Origin of the sequence: Antrihabitans auranticaus (assembly GCF_016481275.1) — a bacterium.
Lineage (GTDB): Bacteria > Actinomycetota > Actinomycetes > Mycobacteriales > Mycobacteriaceae > Antrihabitans.
Window position 1 is genome coordinate 37,360 of the sequence record NZ_JAEMNW010000006.1, and the last position, 16,800, is coordinate 54,159.

The window sequence follows — 16,800 nt, forward strand, 5'->3', positions numbered from 1 at the left end:
GAGGAAGCAGAATGGGCACCATCCGCGACTTGCGAGAGTCCTCCAGAGTGGGACTTCTCGTCGCGATAACCGCCGCCAGCGTCGGCGTCATCTACGGCTACGACATGTCGAACATCGCCGGCGCGTTGCTCTTCATCACCAACGAGTTCGACCTCAGCACCCGCCAGCAGGAACTGGTCACCACTGCAGTCGTCATCGGCGAAATAGCTGGTGCGATCGGCGGCGGCTGGCTCGCAAACGCGATCGGGCGCAAGAAGTCGATGGTCCTTGTCGCTGCGGCCTATGCGGCATTCGCCCTGCTCAGTGCGCTATCGGTATCGGTACCGATGCTCCTGGTGGCACGCCTCCTGCTCGGCCTGACAATCGGCGTTTCGGTTGTGGTGGTTCCGGTCTTCGTTGCCGAGTCGGCGCCGGCGAAAGTGCGTGGTTCCCTGCTTGTCGCATACCAGGTGGCGACCGTCGTCGGCATCATCATTGGGTACCTCGGCGCGTACTTCCTGGCCGAAACGCAGAGTTGGCGGTGGATGCTCGGGTTGGCAGCAGTTCCCGCCGTAGTGACGATGGTCCTGCTGCTACGCATGCCGGACACCGCGCGGTGGTACATGCTCAAAGGCCGTGTCGCAGAGGCCCGTCGGACGTTGTTGCAAGTCGAGCCGTCCGCTGACGTCGACGCGGAACTGGCCGAAATCAAGCGTGCGCTTACAGATGAGTCCGGCGGGGTGATCCGGGAAATGCTGCGCCGTCCCTACTTACGCGCCACCATCTTTGTCGTCGGACTCGGCTTCTTCATTCAGATCACCGGCATCAACGCAATCGTCTACTACAGCCCGCGACTGTTCGAGGCGATGGGCTTCGAAGGCAACTTCTCCCTCCTCGTGCTACCGGCGCTTGTGCAGGTCGCCGCCCTCATCGCCGTGTTCGTCTCGCTCGTGATGGTCGACCGAGTCGGCCGCAGGCCCATTCTGCTCGGCGGAATCGGCATGATGGTTGCGGCAAACATTCTGCTGATCGGAGTATTCGTGGTCGGATCCGACTTCGGCGGCGCGCTCACCGCGCTCGGCTTCTTCGGCGTACTGCTCTTCACCGTCGGCTTCACCTTCGGATTCGGCGCCCTGGTGTGGGTATACGCCGGCGAGAGTTTCCCGTCGCGGCTGCGTTCGATGGGTTCGAGCGCGATGCTCACCTCAGACCTCGTCGCCAACGCAATCGTTGCAGCGTTCTTCCTCACGATGCTCAACTCCCTCGGCGGCGCAGGCACATTCGCGGTGTTCGGGATCCTCGCGCTCCTCAGCATGGTCTTCGTCTACCGCTTCGCACCGGAGACGAAGGGCAGGCAACTCGAAGACATCCGGCACTTCTGGGAGAACAACGGCACATGGCCGAACGACTCCGACGACGTGCTGGCCGGTGACCGGGCGTGACCACCGTCCTCGGTCTCGATATCGGCGGATCCAAGACCCACGCTGCTCGTTCGGAGAACGGTGTGGTTGTCGCCGAGGCCCTCGCCGGCAGTGCGAACGTCACCTCCGTCGGACCGGCCGAAGCAGGTCGGCAGCTCGACATCATCCTGGAGCAATTGGGCAACAAAGACATTCAGTCCGTGTGCGCAGGCGCCGCCGGGGTTGACTCCCCAGCCGGTGCGGCTCGCCTGCGCGAACTACTGGCCTCTCGACTGCCAGGTGCCCGCATCCGCGTCGTCCACGACAGCGAATTGATACTTGCTGCGGCAGGCGTCGAGGACGGTATCGCACTGATCGCCGGAACAGGATCGGTGGCATGGGGACGCCGCGCCGGACGGCACGCGCGAGCGGGCGGTTGGGGCTACGCACTCGGCGACGAAGGCAGTGGATACTGGGTCGCACGCGAAGCTGTGCGCCGGACACTACGTCGCGTCGACACCGGCTCGCAGGCCGACCGACTCGGCCGTCAACTGGTGGCCGAATGCGAATTGCGTTGTCCCGATGAACTTCTCGACCACTTCTACGCACACCCAGAGCGCCGCTACTGGGCAGGGCGCGCACGGATGGTTTTCGAACTCGCCGAAGCCGGTGATCGGGCCAGCTCCGAAATCGTCGAGGCTGCCGCAACCGCACTGGCCGACCTCGCTGTCGCGGTCTCGGAGAAGCTCGATCTTCCCGGACCGACCGTACTTGCCGGCGGGCTCGCGGTGCACCAGCCGTTGCTGCAGAACGCCGTTCGCAACCATCTCGACCGACGTGGCCTCGACGATGTTCGCGTCCTCGACATCGACCCCGTTCGCGGAGCAGTGACGTTAGCTCGCTCCGAACCCAACCTAGGAGACCTTCGATGACAACAACACTCGACCTCCCCGGCCGGCTCATGGCCGCCGAGATCGCCGAACAACCAGAAGTGTGGCGCAGGCTGCTGACCGACGGGGCCGCCGCAATTGCTGCCGCGTCCGCGCAAATCGTCGACCGTGCACCACGTTTCGTGCTGTTCGTTGCTCGCGGCACAAGCGACCACGCCGCGCTGTATGCGAAGTACCTCGTCGAGATCAACCATGGCTTGCCCGCTGGGCTCGTTTCGCCTTCGACGATGACCGTCTATGGCGCCAGGCCCGACCTTCGCGACGTTCTCTATATCGCCGTGAGCCAATCCGGCGGCTCGCCCGATCTGGTGCGGTCGGTCGAGGTCGCGAGACAGCAAGGCGCACTGACCCTTTCCATCACGAACAACGCAGAGTCGCCGCTGGCTGCTGCCGCCGACATTCACGTCGACGTCCTCGCCGGGGCCGAGCGATCGGTGGCGGCGACGAAGTCCTACACCGCAGAGTTGCTCGCGCTCTACCTGTTGCTCGAGCGGGTTCGTGGCGGCGACGGGGCCGAGGCTGCCGCTCTGCCCGACCTGGGTGCCCGGGTGCTGGAATCCGACGACCTCGTTCACGGCGTTGCCCAGCGCTACCGCTTCGCGCAGCGACTGATCACGACCGGGCGCGGGTACTCCTATCCCACCGCACGTGAGGCCGCGCTGAAGTTGATGGAGACGTCCTACCTTTCGGCCCAGGCATTTTCAGGTGCCGACCTCCTGCACGGACCACTCGCAACCGTCGACCCGCAGGTGCCCGTCCTGGCGATCGTTCCCGAGGGTGCCGGCGGTCAGGCGATGGCGCCGGTGCTCTCGCGGTTGGCCGAGCGAAACGCCGACGTGTTCGGGGTTGGATCGGCGGCGCTGTTGGAAAACCTCGCGGGCGGTATAGCACTCCCGGGCGGTGTGCCGGATGCGCTGTCGCCACTGCTGGAAATCCTTCCGCTGCAACAGTTGGCGATGCACCTGGCGATTGCACGCGGTGAGAATCCGGACAAGCCACGGGGTCTGTACAAGGTGACGGAAACGCTATGACCCTGATCAGCGCCGGCACGATGGTGCTCGACGGCCGGGTCTGCCGACCGGGCTGGTTGGAGTTCGCAGCCGGCCGGGTCGTCGCATGCGGTGCCGGTGCCCCACCGCGACCTGTCGACGCAGAATTTCCCGATGCCGTCGTCGTCCCCGGCTTCGTCGACATGCATGTGCACGGCGGCGGTGGCGCGTCCTATACCGACGGTGTCGAGGCCGAGGTCTCGCGCGCCGCCGCGTTCCACCTTCGGCACGGCACCACGACCACGGTCGCCAGCCTGGTCACCGCTTCCCCCAGCGAGTTGCTCGGCACGGTTCGGGTGCTGTCCGAACAGGTCGGCAACGGCACGCTCGCGGGAATTCATCTGGAGGGTCCGTGGTTGAGCTCCGCCCGGTGCGGCGCGCACGATGCAACACAGTTGCGAGATCCCGATCCTGGTGAAATCGCCGCCGTCCTGGCCGCGGGCAACGGGGCGATCCGAATGGTCACGCTCGCACCGGAACTGGAGGGTGGCGTGGAGGCCGTTCGCCGCCTCGTGGACGGCGGTGTGGTCGTCGCAATCGGGCACACCGACGCAACCTACGAGCAGACGACTCGGGCGCTGGCAGCCGGTGCGACCGTCGGCACGCACATCTTCAACGCGATGCGGCCGCTGCATCACCGCGAGCCCGGACCCGCGCTCGCGTTGCTCGAGGATCCGCGGGTGACCGTCGAAGTCGTTGCCGACGGCGTGCACGTGCACCCGGCGCTCGTCCGTCAAGTCATGGAAGTTGCTGGACCCGAACGGGTTTCGCTGATCACGGATGCCATGTCCGCCGCCGGAATGACAGACGGGTTCTACCGGCTGGGAACGCTTGAGGTCGAAGTCGAACAGCAGGTCGCCCGTGTCCGCGGGACATCGACCGTCGCAGGCAGTACCGCGACGATGGACGAACTGTTCCGCACCGCGCTGCGTATGCGGGGCGGCATCGCATCGGACTCGGCGCTGGTCGCGGCCGTCGACATGACATCGACGACCCCCGCCCGTGCATTGGGGCTAGCCGATGTGGGCGCTCTGCGCGTGGGCCGCCGCGCGGACCTTGTCGTCCTGGACAGCAACGGCTCCGTTCTCGACGTGCTGCTCGGCGGCTACTGGCGACTCAGGTCCACGGTGTGATCGGTGGTTTGATCCACATGATCTTCTCGTCGACCAGCTGCGGAGTCGCCGACGGATGATCGGGATTGGCTGCCGCCCACGCGTCCTTGCGGTCCAGGAGTCCGGCGACCTCGTTCCAGGTTTCGGACGTGCTCGGCGGGTTGACACCGGCGGCACGGGCGAGTTTGCGACGCTGCTCATCGCTCAGAGTCTGCAGTTCCACGGCATCGATACCGCGTTCCCAGACATAGCGAGCCAGCGTGATTGCCTTCTCGCGCCGCATGTTTCCGGCTCTGTCTGTGTGGGCGAAATCGGCGTCCGATCCGTCCATCCCTGGCCCTGTCAATTCCGTCAGCCCTTTCTCGCGCAGACCGCAACGGTATCGGGTGCCCGCTCGGCGCTGCCTCCCCAACTAGGGGATACGTCACTCTTCCTTGCAGGATTTACCTGGGACACGGGATCCTGGGTAACGCTTGTGTCATCGTCGACAAGGAGAAATCGTGAGCGGGACGATCGTGGCGGACCTGCCGGTCGCCTTGCGTAATGCGTGGGCATTGTCGTTCGGTGACGGTATCGAACAGCGCGTTCCGACGCCGTCGACGACCATCTACGACGAACCGCATCGGCATCTGAGTCGATACGACCGGTCGACGCCGGCGACCGGAAACCCGGTTCTGCTGGTGCCGCCTCTCGCGGTGACTATTTCTTGCTACGACTTGCGACCCGGTCAGAGCCTGGCGGAGTACCTGCTCGACATCGGTAAGCAGGCCTATGTCATCGACTACGGCGAGATCGGGTACGAGGACCGCAACCTCGGTTTCGAAGAGTGGACCCACGACATAATTCCCGCGGCCGTTCGCCGGGTTTCTGCCGAGCACGGCGGCGCTCCGGTCGATCTGATCGGCTGGTCGTTCGGTGGGACGATCAGCATTCTGACCGCCGCCGCACACGCTGACCTGCCGATAGCTTCGGTCACCGCGATCGGTACGCCGTTCGATCAGCGCAAGAACCCCGGCGTCGCACTGCCGCGTGCCATCGCGCGATACACCGGCGGCCGGGAAGTCACCGAGCCGACGAAGTGGTTCGGCGGCATCCCGAAGCAGGCTGTTCGCGCAGGTTTCCGGGTGCAGGCTTTCTCGCGTGAGATCACGCGTCCAGTCTTCATCGCGCGCAATCTCGCAAACACCGAGGCGCTCGCGCGGATGGAATCGATCGATCGATTCATCGGCGAGATGCCGGGTTACCCGGGTCGTCTGTATCGCCAGTCCTACCGGCAATTCATCCAGCGCAACGAACTGGCCAAGGGCACGGTCAACCTGCGCCGCAATTGCGTCATCGAGCTCTCGAAGCTGACCTGCCGCGTGCTGCTGATCGGCAGCCGTTCCGACATTCTGGCACCCGCCGCGGCGGTCGCTGCCGGTGTCGACGTTCTGACCGGTGCCGTGGAGGCGCGTTACGAAGAGGTCGGGGGCAGTCACCTCGGCATGGTTGCCGGACCTGAGGCGCGCACGGCGACCTGGCCGCTGATCGAGGACTTCCTCGAGGCCTGATTTCGGTCCGTCTAGGTTTGTCGCATGCCCGATGACATGACGGTGTACGACGCCATCCGAATGCGCCGGGATGTGCGGGCGGAGTTCACCGGCTCGACGATCACCGACGACGTGCTGCTGCGGTTGCTCGACGCAGCGCATCGGGCGCCGAGCGTCGGCAACACGCAGCCATGGGACTTCGTCGTCGTGCGCGATGCGGGAAAGTTGGCGAAATTCGCTGCTCATGTTGCCGAGCAGCGCCGGCTCTTCGCCGATTCACTGCCAGCCGACCGCGCCGCAACATTCGACCCGATCAAGATCGACGGCGTGGTCGAGAGCGGGACCGGCGTCGTCGTGACGTACAGCTCCGACCGCGGTGGACCGCACGTGCTCGGTCAGCGAACCATCGCAGATACGGGTGTGTTCTCCGCTGTTCTAGCGATCCAGAACCTGTGGCTGGCTGCGGTGGCCGAAGGCATCGGTGTCGGCTGGGTGTCCTTCTATGACGAGCCGTTTCTCGTCGATCTGCTACGCATTCCTGCGGCGGTGCGCCCGATCGCATGGCTCTGCGTCGGCCCGGTAGCGGAGTTTGCGGCGACACCCGATCTGGAGCGATTCGGATGGCGACCACGCCGCCCGCTCGAATCGGCCGTGCATTGGGAAGAGTTCGCGCCGCGACCTCAGTTGTGAGGGTGCAGCGGCTTCCTGAGCGTGCGCGACCTAGATCCTTTTCTTGACTCTTTCAAGAAAAGGGGGCAGACTTCCGGACGTGGCCACGCCCTTGGACTACCCGCAGATGTTGCGCGAAGTCTCGCTGCGCGTGACTCGTCCCCGGGTGTCTGTGTTGAGTGCCGTGCACAGTCACCCGCACGCCGACACGGACGAGATCATCGGCTTCGTCCGTGACGATCTCGGCGATGTTTCGCATCAGGCGGTGTACGACGTGCTGCGCGCGCTGACGGCCGTCGGGCTGGTGCGGCGGATTCAGCCGTCGGGTTCGGCGGCCCGGTACGAATCGCGCGTCGGGGACAACCATCACCATGTCGTGTGCCGATCGTGCGGCGCGATCGCCGATGTCGATTGCGCTGTCGGCACCACGCCTTGCTTGACCGCCTCGCATGACCATGGCTTCGCGATCGACGAGGCCGAGGTCATTTATTGGGGCCTGTGTCCCGATTGCACCACTACACCGAACGAACAGCTCAGCCCCCAATAGTTCTCAGCCCGAAAATTAGTTCCTGTGATCCCGGAAGGATTCCCGTGTCTGACAGTCCTGACGCCGTTGTTGGAGAGATGAACGAGGAGAGCGAAAGCCGTTGCCCCGTAACGGCCGCACGCGCCCCGCACCCGACTCAGGGCGGCGGAAACCGAGGCTGGTGGCCCGACCAGCTCAACCTGAAGATTCTCCGCAAGAACCCCGCCGTCGCCGACCCGATGGGCGGCGGATTCAACTACGCCGAGCAGTTCAAGACTCTCGACCTCGCCGCCGTGAAGCAAGACATCGCGGAAGTGCTGACGACGTCGCAGGACTTCTGGCCGGCCGACTTCGGGCACTACGGCCCGCTCATGATCCGGATGGCATGGCACAGTGCGGGCACCTACCGCATCAGTGACGGCCGCGGCGGTGCGGGTGCGGGCCAGCAGCGCTTTGCGCCGCTCAACAGCTGGCCGGACAACGGCAACCTCGACAAGGCGCGCCGCATTCTGTGGCCCGTCAAGAAGAAGTACGGCCAGAAGCTTTCGTGGGCCGACCTCATGGTGCTCACCGGCAACGTTGCGCTCGAAACGATGGGCTTCGAGACCTTCGGCTTCGCCGGTGGTCGCGCGGACGTGTGGGAGCCCGACGAGGACGTCTACTGGGGTCCCGAGACCACGTGGCTCGGCGATGAGCGCTACACCGGAAACCGCGAGCTGGAGAAGCCGCTCGGCGCGGTCCAGATGGGCCTCATCTACGTGAATCCCGAAGGCCCGAACGGAAATCCGGACCCGTTGGCCGCCGCTGTCGACATCCGCGAGACGTTCCGCCGGATGGCGATGAACGACGAGGAGACCGTTGCCCTGATCGCTGGTGGGCACACCTTCGGTAAGACGCACGGCGCGGCAGATCCGGATCAGTACGTCGGTCCCGAGCCGGAGGGTGCTCCGATCGAGGAGCAGGGGCTCGGCTGGAAGAACTCGTTCAACACCGGTGTGGGTGCCGACGCAGTCACCAGCGGTCTCGAAGGCATCTGGACCAACACGCCCACCGCGTGGGACAACAGCTTCTTCGAGATCCTGTTCGGCCACGAGTGGGAACTGTTCAAGAGCCCGGCCGGTGCCAACCAGTGGAAGCCGAAGGACGGCGCCGCAGCCGACAGCGTGCCGAATGCGTTCGGTTCGACGAAGACGCATCCGACGATGCTCACGACCGACCTCTCGCTGCGCTTCGACCCGATCTACGAGCCCATCTCGCGACGATTCCTCGAGAATCCGGCCGAGTTCGCGGATGCCTTTGCGCGGGCCTGGTTCAAGTTGACGCACCGCGACATGGGACCCATCGCGCGCTACCTCGGACCGGAAGTTCCGCAGGAAGAGTTGCTGTGGCAGGACCCGGTCCCCGCGGTCGACCATGACCTGGTCGACGCTGCCGACGTCGAGGCTCTCAAGAGCCAGATCCTCTCGTCAGGATTGACTGTCTCGCAATTGGTTTCGACCGCGTGGGCGGCGGCATCGTCGTTCCGTGGCAGCGACAAGCGTGGCGGTGCAAACGGTGGCCGCATCCGCCTGCAGCCGCAGAGCGGGTGGGAGGTCAACAACCCTGACGACCTCGCTCAGGTTGTGCGCACCCTCGAGGGAATCCAGCAGACCTTCAACTCCGCGCAGACCGGAACCAAGAAGGTGTCGTTCGCGGACCTCGTCGTCCTCGGCGGCGTTGCGGCTGTCGAAAAGGCCGCCAAGAACGGCGGCGTGGAGGTCCAGGTTCCGTTCACACCGGGACGTACGGATGCCACCCAGGAGCAGACCGACGTGGAGTCCTTCTCCGCGCTCGAGCCTGCTGCAGACGGTTTCCGTAACTACGCGGGCAAGGGCAACCGGTTGCCGGCCGAGTTCCTGTTGGTCGACCGGGCGAACCTGCTTACGCTGAGTGCTCCGGAGATGACTGTCCTCGTCGGCGGTCTGCGCGTGCTGGGCGCCAACTTCCAGCAGTCGAAGCTGGGCGTGCTCACGGATGCGCCGGAGTCGTTGACGAACGACTTCTTCGTGAACCTGCTCGACCTGAACACGGAGTGGAAGCCGGTTTCCGAGCCGGCGGAGACGTTCGAGAGCCGCGACTCCGCGGGTGCGGTCAAGTGGACCGGCACTCGGGCTGACCTCGTGTTCGGTTCGAACTCCGAATTGCGGGCAGTTGCCGAGGTTTACGCGTCCGACGATGCCAAGGAGAAGTTCGTTCAGGACTTCGTCGCGGCATGGGACAAGGTCATGAACCTCGATCGGTTCGACATCGCCTGATCTGTTCGATCCGACATCCAGGCCGGTCCACTAGGGCCGGCCTGGATTCGGTCGTAGGCTCTTCCGAGTGCGAACACGAAAGATGTTGCCGGTACTCGGGTCGTTGTTGCTTGCTGCTCTGGTTCCCGGGGTTGCCACTGGCGCTCCCGGCGGCGCCGAGTATGTCGCTCTCGGCGACTCCGGCGCTGCTACCACCGGAATCCAGAACTTCGATGTCGATGCACCCCTGCTGTGTGCGCAGTCGACGACGAATACGCCGAAACTGGTTGCGCGGGAACTGGGTTTACAACTCGATGACCGAACCTGCAGCTCCGCGCGGATACCGCACCTCACGACTTCGCAGAGCCCGGGCGTGGCACCGCAGTTCGATGGTCTCGGCCCGAACACGAAGGTTGTCACGCTGCACATCGGGGCGAACGACGCGCAGTTCACACGCAATATCCTTGCCTGCCATGTCGGTTCGTTGGCCGGGCGCGCGTGTTCGGACAGTCAGGACCCACTGTGGGGCAACGATATTGCCGCGGTGGGACCGGCCTACGCGACCGCATTGCGGCAGATCCACCAACTCGCCCCGAACGCGACGGTCTTCGTCGACGGTTGGCCGCTCTACGTCCGAGACACCAGTTGTGCTGATCTGATCGGGCTCACGCCACGAGACGCCGCCTATATCCAGTCGAAATTCGACGCACTGAACGACGTCGTGTCGCGCGAGGCAGTAGCGCACGACGCTGTCTACATCGACACCCGTGCCCGATCGACCGGCCACGACATGTGCGCGGCACCAGGGATTCGCTGGTTCGAGCCGTTGGTCGCGGGCCAGACTCTCGTGCCCTATCACCCGACTCTCGAAGGGATGCAAGGCGTAGCCGACGTCGTGGTCGCCGCGATGAGAGCTTCCGGAGTGAGTTGATCTCGTTCTTGCTCGTTCTCACCCGCAGAAAGCCGACCAGAGGGGATCGTATTCCTCGAAGGTTCAACTGTCGTGAAGGAGAACTGGCATGACGACTGTTCGCGACGCAACGCTTGATTTGCTTCGAACCCACGGTCTCACAACGTGGTTCGGCAATCCTGGCTCGTCCGAGCTCAGCCTGCTGGTGGACTTTCCGGCCGATTTTCGGTACATCCTCGGTCTGCAGGAGATGATCCCGGTAGGCATGGCAGACGCGTACGCGCAGATCACCGGCAAGCCCGCGCTGGTCAACCTGCACACCGCGCCCGGCGTCGGCAATGCGCAGGGGGCGCTGTACAACGCGTTCGTGAACAAGACGCCGCTCATCGTCACGGCGGGTAACCAGCGGCGCAACATGCAGAACCAGTACTGCCTGCTGACCAACTTCGACGCGACGATCGTGCCCAAGCCCTTCGTGAAGTGGTCTGCCGAACCGGCAATTGCGAGCGAGGTGCCGGCCGTTCTCGCGCGCGCAATCCATCTCGCCACGACGCCGCCGATGGGCCCGGTGTTCGTGTCGATGCCGATGGACGACCTCGACGTCGAACTCGACGAAACGCAGGTGGCCGACATTGCGATTGTCCGCGACCGAAAGATCACGCACGCAGGCGGATTCGGCGGTGCGATCGCTGCGGACCTCGCCGCGCGACTCGATGCCGCGTCGGCGCCCGCACTTGTCGTCGGTGGTGACGTCGAACGCTACGGCGCGTGGGACGCGGTGATCGCGTTGGCAGAACGCCTCAACGCGGTTGTCTGGAGCGCGCCGCTGACCGGTCTCACCGGATTTCCGGAGAATCACCCGCTGTATCAGGGAATGCTGCCGCCCGGGCGCGGCTGGGTTGCGGCGACTCTGTCAGGGCGCGACCTGGTCGTCGTCCTGGGGGCACCGGCATTTCGCTACTACCCCCAAATTCCGGGCCCGTACCTGCCGCCCGGCACGTCGCTCGTCCACATCACGAACGATCCTGACGAAGCTGCACGCGCGCCTATCGGGGAGGCAATTGTCGCCGATATCCGTTGTGCGGCAGAGGCATTGCTCGGTTTGGTTGCGAAGACGCAGCGTCCCGCGCCACCGGCCAGGGCTGCGGTCGGCGAGGTTACGGCGTCGGCCGTGCCGTTGAGTCCGGAGGCGCTGTGGTCGACGGTTGGGAAGGCTGCGCCGTCCGACACGCTCTGGGTGTCGGAGGCGGGCAGCAACGAGGGCACGATCGCCACCTGCATCCGCGCTGAGAAACCTTTCTCCCACGTCTCTGCCGCGGGCGGCGGACTCGGGTTCGGGCTGCCTGCGGCGGTCGGCGCGCAACTCGCCGCACCGGACCGGCCGGTCGTGGCGTTGATGGGTGACGGGTCGATCCAGTACGCCATCACGGCGCTGTGGACCGCGGTGCACTACAAGATCCCCGTGACGATCGTCGTGGCGTCGAATGCCGAATACGGCGTTCTCAAACAGTTCGGCATGATCGAACAGACTCCGGGCGTCCCCGGCCTCGATCTACCCGGGCTCGACATCGTGACCATCGCCCGCGGGTACGGCGTCGAGGCGCACGATGTCACCGACACCGACCATCTGAACGAACTGTTGCGGTCGAGCATCGCCGACCGCAACGGGCCCACCCTCATCAACGTTCGCACCACCCCGGCCAAGGGCTTCGGTATCTGACCGGCTGCGCTACTTTCGCATCAGGACGCTGAACAACTCGCGCATGTCGGCAGCCGACGGCGTCGGGAGACTGTCGTGGCCGTGCACGAATCCGATTCCAGCAAAGACGAGCACGCCCGCCCGGGTGCGTGCCTGCTCGGGCGTCAGGTCCAGCTCCAGCAACGACTTCTGAATCACCTCGAAGATCCGCAGGTCGAGCTCGCGCACAGCTTTGGCTACTCGCTCGTTGGTTCGCGCCCAGTCTCTGACCGTGGACTCCACCGTCCACGCGGATTCGCTCGTCAGCCGTGTGCCCATGACTTCGAGCCGTTCCGCCACGCTCAGTGATTCGAGTTCGGACAGTCCGCGAACTGCGTCGTTCTGTGTTCCGCACCAGTAGTCGGTAATGGCTTCGAGCAGCTGGTCGACATCGTCGAAGTGCCAGTAGAAGCTGCCTTTCGTGACGCCGAGTTCTTCACACAGTCGAGGGATGCGAATTGCGCCTACGCCCTCGCGGCGCAGCAGAGCCAGCGCGCCGGCAATCCAGTCGTCGACTGTGAGGCGCGACTTCGCCGTCTTCTGGGACGTGGCTTTCCTGGACATCCCGGGCATCGTCTCATGAGAACCAACCATACTCAAGAGTACCGAATATCCGTACTATCAAGTATGGTCACTTGAAATAGATTGGAAGGGGCACGATGGCTGCCAACACCTGCCCGACTGCATTTCGCTATTGGGACTCGCTGGAAACGTCACGGGTGCAGCGCTTGCAGAGAGTGGTGCGTCGCTTGACGGGAGGCGAACTGTTCCCGACCGAGAAGCAGGCGACCGACTTCTGCAGCGACCTCTTTGCCGGCGATCCCGTCGCCGAGCGCTTTGTCGCAGACGTCTTGCATGGCGACATCGGCCCCAAGGCCGGGCGCAAGATGCTCGATACCGCGCTTGCGAACGGAATCGACAGTCTCGACGACGTTCCGGCTGCGATGAGCGAGTTGTTCGACGAGTTCGAAACCGTGCCGGACTGGGTCCAGCCCGAACTGGTCGAACAGGGTGCTGCAATCTGGCGACGATGGGGCACAATGCTTTTCAGCTTCGCAGGTGCCGAGACGCTGGAGATCTACACCGAGGCTGCAGTCGCAACTCCGCTGTCGCTGGCCGGTGGCTATGCCGGTGACAACGCGCTGCGCCGCTTCCTCGAAACATGCCGGTTCTGGATGGACGTATCCGAGCCTGGTGCGCTTCTGACGCCCGGCTCGAAGGGTCGCGCGACCGCGTTGAAGGTGCGCGTGATGCATGTGTCGGTGCGGTCACGGGTCGCAAACCACCCTGAGTGGGACACGGAGAAGTGGGGATTGCCGATCAGTCAGGGCTACATGCTGCTGACGTTGCTCGCTGGAAGCGTCACGCCGGGTCTTGCCCTGTGGTCACTCGGATATCACACGACACCATCGGAAATCAGGGCGCTGCTGCATTTCCAGAAGTACATGGGTCACCTACTGGGTGTGCGGGTGACCTGGTATCCGGAGACGATCGCCGACTCGGCGCGGTTGCTCGCGATGACCGCGGCCTCGCGTTCCTACGACGCCGGTGTGCACGGCGCCGAACTCATCGAGTCCTACCCTGCCGCTTTCGCACCGAGGGATGGCCATCGTGGTCTCGTTCGACTGCGTGAGGCCTACAACTTCCGGATCAACTCGGTCTATTCGGCAATGTTCATGGCGCCGGGAACGCGCCGGAACTACACGATGCCCAAAGCCTTTCCGTGGGTGCTCATTCCACTCGCCAGGTTTCCCGTGATCACCGCGACCGAACTGACGCGCCGCTTCGTGCCGGCATTCGCCAGAGTGCACGAGAAGGTCATGCTCTGGCACCGCGAGAACTGGTACGAAGCCCAGATGAGCGGTCGCAAAGCCGCATTCGATGCCAGTGGCGCATTGCGACGCTGAGAACCAGCAGAACGGAGAACGAAATGACCGCACCGAACATCGTCGAAGCATGGAACGGGCCCGGGCGTCGAGACGGCGAAATCACTACGGTTGCGCCCTACGACAACGCGCTGCACCCGTCCACCAAGCTGAGTGCATTCGAGCACTGGTACTTCGATGCACACCTCGACTCCGGGCACGTCGTGATCGGCTTTCTCGTGAAGCGCCGACCGGAGGATCCGCCCATCTCCCGTCCCTGGGTAGAGCTGATCGTCTATTCGCCCGACGGCACGAGGCGTCAGGTCAGCAAGAAGTACTCGCGCTCGGCCGCGTCGTTCTCAACCGAGCAATGCGATGTGCGAATCGGCGAAAACCGTGCTTACGCAGAGCTATCCGGTGACCTTCCGGTTCATCACGTGCATCTCGCAGAGGACGACCTCGTCTTCGATCTGCGGTTCGAGAACGAGACACCGAGCTGGATGCCAGGAAAGGGCGAGACTCACTTCGGCGCGAAGGATTCCTTCGGTTGGGCGGTCGGCGCGCCGCGAGCGCGGGTGACGGGCACCGTACGAATCGGTGATCGGACCTTCGACGGCAGCGGACGTGGTTACGCCGACCACAACTGGGGCGTCGGCGACATGAAGCGGGTCATCGATCGGTGGCACTGGGGACGGCTCTATGTGGATGACTACTCGTTGCTCTACGCGACCGTACTGACGCAGCAACGGTTCGGCGCACACGAAATCCGGCCGCTCATGTTGGCGCGCGGCGGCGAAATCGTGCTCAGCACAGGCGAAGTCGAATTCTCGGAAGGGCCGAGCGTATACGACGCCACGGCCAACCGCAGCTATCCGACGTGGATCCGGCTGCAGGTCGAGGGGGTGGTCGACCTTCGGCTCACGGTGCAGGACGTCATTCACGCACACGATTTTGTCGACGATGTTCCGGTGCTTCGCAGTTCCCTGCTCAAGCCCGTCGCATACAAGTTGATCGGGCATCCCGGTTACTTCAGGTTCAATTCCGCGTTCGAGCTCACTATCACTACCGAACAAGGCAGTGAAACACGAAGCGGGACAACGTTGCACGAGCTTGTGGCGCTGAAGTAGGTAAACGCAACTATATTGTGGCGATGCACGAGTTCCTGGAGCGGATAGGGCTCGAGCTGCCCATTGTCCAGGCAGGCATGGGCGGGGGCATAGCCGGATCGGCGCTCGCGACGGCGGTCTCCGCGGCAGGTGGTCTCGGCACCTTGGGGACGGCGGGTCCTTCGAGGATGGCCGCCTGGCTGGCCGAGGTCAGGCAAGCTACCGACAAACCGATCGCCATGAATTTACTTTTGCCGTTCGCGCGTGCGGCGCACTGGAAGGTTGCGGCACAGGCGGACGTAGTCGTGACGTTCTGGGGTCGGCCGCAACGATTTTCGACAGGGGTCTGGATCCATCAGGTGGGCACCGTTGCCGAATCGCGTGCAGCCTTCGACGCCGGCGCGGACGCGGTGATCGTGCAGGGCGTCGAGGCGGGCGGGCATGTGCGGGGAACGGTGCCGGCACTGGAACTGCTCGAACAGACGCGCGCTGCGCTGCCTGCCGGATATCCGATCTTGCTGGCGGGTGGAATTGCCGACGCAAACGACGTCGAAGGTGCGTTGGCGGCCGGTGCTGCCGCGGTGGTTGCCGGGACCCGTTTCGTCATGTCGGATGAGAGTGGAGCGGCTCCGGAGTACAAGGTCCGCCTGGCAAACGGCAGTGAGACGGTTCTGACGGAACTTTTCGGAGTCGGTTGGCCGGGCGCGCATCGCGTCCTCCGAAACGGCGCGACCGAACGCTGGCTGCGACACGACCAGCGCGGTCCTGCCGTTGTACGCGGGATCAATCGGTTGACCGCGCCTGCCCTTGCAAGGGTGCCGGAAGCATTGCAGCAGTGGACATCCCGGCACCAACTAGTGGCGTTGCCATTCTTCGCGCCCGTCCCCCCGACCGGATCGATGAACGGCCGTATCCTCGAGACTGCGCCGCTGTACGCCGGCGAGACGGTCGCACGCATCACTGATATCGCACCTGCTGCTTCGATCGTTCGTTCCCTCACCCCGGGGTGACTAGGGGCACGTTCGGCTGCTGATGGAGGGTCCACCGTCGGTTCTTAGTCTGTGACGTCGCGGATCTTGGCGTAGTGGCGCGCAGCGCGGGCTCGATTTCCGCAGCCGTCCGAGCACCACTCTCTGCGCGGCCGGTCTTTGACGAAAAAGAGCACGCACCCCGGTCCGCCGCAGGCCCGCAGTTGGTCGCGCATCGGTCCACCGAACAGTTCCACAGCCGCGGCTGCGATCTCGGCGAGCGAAGCCACGGTAGGGCGGGCGTTGGTGCGCGAGACTGCGCGGAGTTCATGAAGCTCGCGCCATCGCGGGGTGGCGGCGACGAATCCGTTGAGGGCGCCGACGGCGTCGCTACTTGGTTTGCCGCCGTTGACGATTGCTGTCGAAATGGCCCTGATCGTCGTTCGAAGTTCCCGAGCGGCGGTCAGATCTCCTGTGGTGATGCCGTCTGCGTCGAGGTGCTTCTCGAGTAGCCAGGTTTCCAGATGCTCGCAGGTCTCGAGACCGTCCTGTGGCCGGCCGCGCACGGCGTAGGTCGTGTTGGCCAGTTCGATGGGCAAGGGTTCGCCCAGCAGTGGAGCCCCGCCCAAGTACTCAGCCATGGTTCTAATGGTAACTCGCCATTGACAGCATTAGATCGCCGCGCTACGTTTCTAATGGATCGCCCCATTGGAATCGTTAGAAACG

The 16,800-nt window shown here is 64.4% G+C and carries 16 protein-coding genes; 13 read left to right on the forward strand and 3 right to left on the reverse strand.

The window, feature by feature from the left end:
* Positions 1 to 29: 29 nt before the first annotated feature.
* From JGU72_RS23090 to nagA, 4 genes are read left to right on the forward strand one after another with little or no spacing between them, the layout of a single operon-like run.
* Entirely contained in the window at positions 30 to 1,421 is a 1,392-nt protein-coding gene (locus tag JGU72_RS23090) for a sugar porter family MFS transporter (protein ID WP_463315448.1), read from the forward strand.
* A complete protein-coding gene (locus tag JGU72_RS23095) occupies positions 1,418 to 2,311 on the forward strand; it encodes an N-acetylglucosamine kinase (RefSeq protein WP_199686450.1) in 894 nt (297 codons plus the stop codon). Before JGU72_RS23090 ends, JGU72_RS23095 begins: the two co-directional genes overlap by 4 nt.
* A gap of 29 nt (positions 2,312 to 2,340) precedes the next feature.
* On the forward strand, positions 2,341 to 3,360 hold the full coding sequence (locus JGU72_RS23100; RefSeq protein ID WP_199686644.1) for an SIS domain-containing protein: 1,020 nt from the start codon (positions 2,341 to 2,343) through the stop codon (positions 3,358 to 3,360).
* Positions 3,357 to 4,511: an N-acetylglucosamine-6-phosphate deacetylase gene (nagA, locus tag JGU72_RS23105; RefSeq protein WP_199686451.1), complete on the forward strand. Its 1,155-nt coding sequence runs from the start codon at positions 3,357 to 3,359 to the stop codon at positions 4,509 to 4,511. Before JGU72_RS23100 ends, nagA begins: the two co-directional genes overlap by 4 nt.
* Here nagA and JGU72_RS23110 read toward each other — a convergent pair.
* On the reverse strand, positions 4,495 to 4,821 hold the full coding sequence (locus tag JGU72_RS23110) for a hypothetical protein (RefSeq protein WP_199686452.1): 327 nt from the start codon (positions 4,819 to 4,821) through the stop codon (positions 4,495 to 4,497). The two genes, nagA and JGU72_RS23110, sit on opposite strands and share 17 nt — an antisense overlap.
* 169 nt (positions 4,822 to 4,990) lie before the next feature.
* Between JGU72_RS23110 and JGU72_RS23115 the strand changes: the two genes are divergently transcribed.
* The 6 genes from JGU72_RS23115 (at position 4,991) to mdlC (ending at position 12,117) form a co-directional block, all read left to right on the forward strand.
* A complete protein-coding gene (locus JGU72_RS23115; RefSeq protein ID WP_307828572.1) occupies positions 4,991 to 6,040 on the forward strand; it encodes an alpha/beta fold hydrolase in 1,050 nt (349 codons plus the stop codon).
* A gap of 36 nt (positions 6,041 to 6,076) precedes the next feature.
* Positions 6,077 to 6,709, forward strand: a complete 633-nt coding sequence (gene bluB, locus JGU72_RS23120) for a 5,6-dimethylbenzimidazole synthase (protein ID WP_199686646.1) — start codon at positions 6,077 to 6,079, stop codon at positions 6,707 to 6,709.
* Positions 6,710 to 6,815: 106 nt separating this feature from the next.
* Entirely contained in the window at positions 6,816 to 7,235 is a 420-nt protein-coding gene (locus JGU72_RS23125; RefSeq protein ID WP_199686647.1) for a Fur family transcriptional regulator, read from the forward strand.
* 77 nt (positions 7,236 to 7,312) lie between these two features.
* Positions 7,313 to 9,508: a catalase/peroxidase HPI gene (gene katG, locus JGU72_RS23130; RefSeq protein WP_199686648.1), complete on the forward strand. Its 2,196-nt coding sequence runs from the start codon at positions 7,313 to 7,315 to the stop codon at positions 9,506 to 9,508.
* Positions 9,509 to 9,575: 67 nt separating this feature from the next.
* Positions 9,576 to 10,418: an SGNH/GDSL hydrolase family protein gene (locus JGU72_RS23135; protein WP_307828574.1), complete on the forward strand. Its 843-nt coding sequence runs from the start codon at positions 9,576 to 9,578 to the stop codon at positions 10,416 to 10,418.
* A gap of 88 nt (positions 10,419 to 10,506) precedes the next feature.
* Positions 10,507 to 12,117, forward strand: a complete 1,611-nt coding sequence (gene mdlC, locus JGU72_RS23140) for a benzoylformate decarboxylase (protein ID WP_199686453.1) — start codon at positions 10,507 to 10,509, stop codon at positions 12,115 to 12,117.
* Positions 12,118 to 12,126: 9 nt separating this feature from the next.
* On the opposite strand, the gene JGU72_RS23145 is transcribed toward mdlC, so the two are convergent.
* Positions 12,127 to 12,699 carry a TetR/AcrR family transcriptional regulator gene (locus tag JGU72_RS23145; protein ID WP_233532902.1) on the reverse strand — a complete coding sequence of 191 codons (573 nt, stop codon included), beginning with the start codon at positions 12,697 to 12,699 and terminating at the stop codon, positions 12,127 to 12,129.
* A 95-nt stretch (positions 12,700 to 12,794) separates the two neighbouring features.
* On the opposite strand from JGU72_RS23145, the gene JGU72_RS23150 reads away from it, so the two are divergent.
* From JGU72_RS23150 to JGU72_RS23160, 3 genes are read left to right on the forward strand one after another with little or no spacing between them, the layout of a single operon-like run.
* The gene (locus JGU72_RS23150) at positions 12,795 to 14,042 is read left to right on the forward strand and encodes an oxygenase MpaB family protein (protein WP_199686455.1); all 1,248 of its coding nucleotides are present in this window, start codon (positions 12,795 to 12,797) and stop codon (positions 14,040 to 14,042) included.
* A 23-nt stretch (positions 14,043 to 14,065) separates the two neighbouring features.
* Positions 14,066 to 15,127, forward strand: coding sequence for a lipocalin-like domain-containing protein (locus JGU72_RS23155; protein ID WP_199686456.1), 1,062 nt, complete (start codon positions 14,066 to 14,068; stop codon positions 15,125 to 15,127).
* A 23-nt stretch (positions 15,128 to 15,150) separates the two neighbouring features.
* Complete coding sequence (locus JGU72_RS23160) at positions 15,151 to 16,116, forward strand: NAD(P)H-dependent flavin oxidoreductase (protein WP_199686457.1); 966 nt, start codon at positions 15,151 to 15,153, stop codon at positions 16,114 to 16,116.
* 44 nt (positions 16,117 to 16,160) lie between these two features.
* Here the strand turns inward: JGU72_RS23160 and JGU72_RS23165 are convergent, their stop codons facing one another.
* The gene (locus JGU72_RS23165; protein ID WP_199686458.1) at positions 16,161 to 16,715 is read right to left on the reverse strand and encodes a CGNR zinc finger domain-containing protein; all 555 of its coding nucleotides are present in this window, start codon (positions 16,713 to 16,715) and stop codon (positions 16,161 to 16,163) included.
* Positions 16,716 to 16,800: the final 85 nt, after the last annotated feature.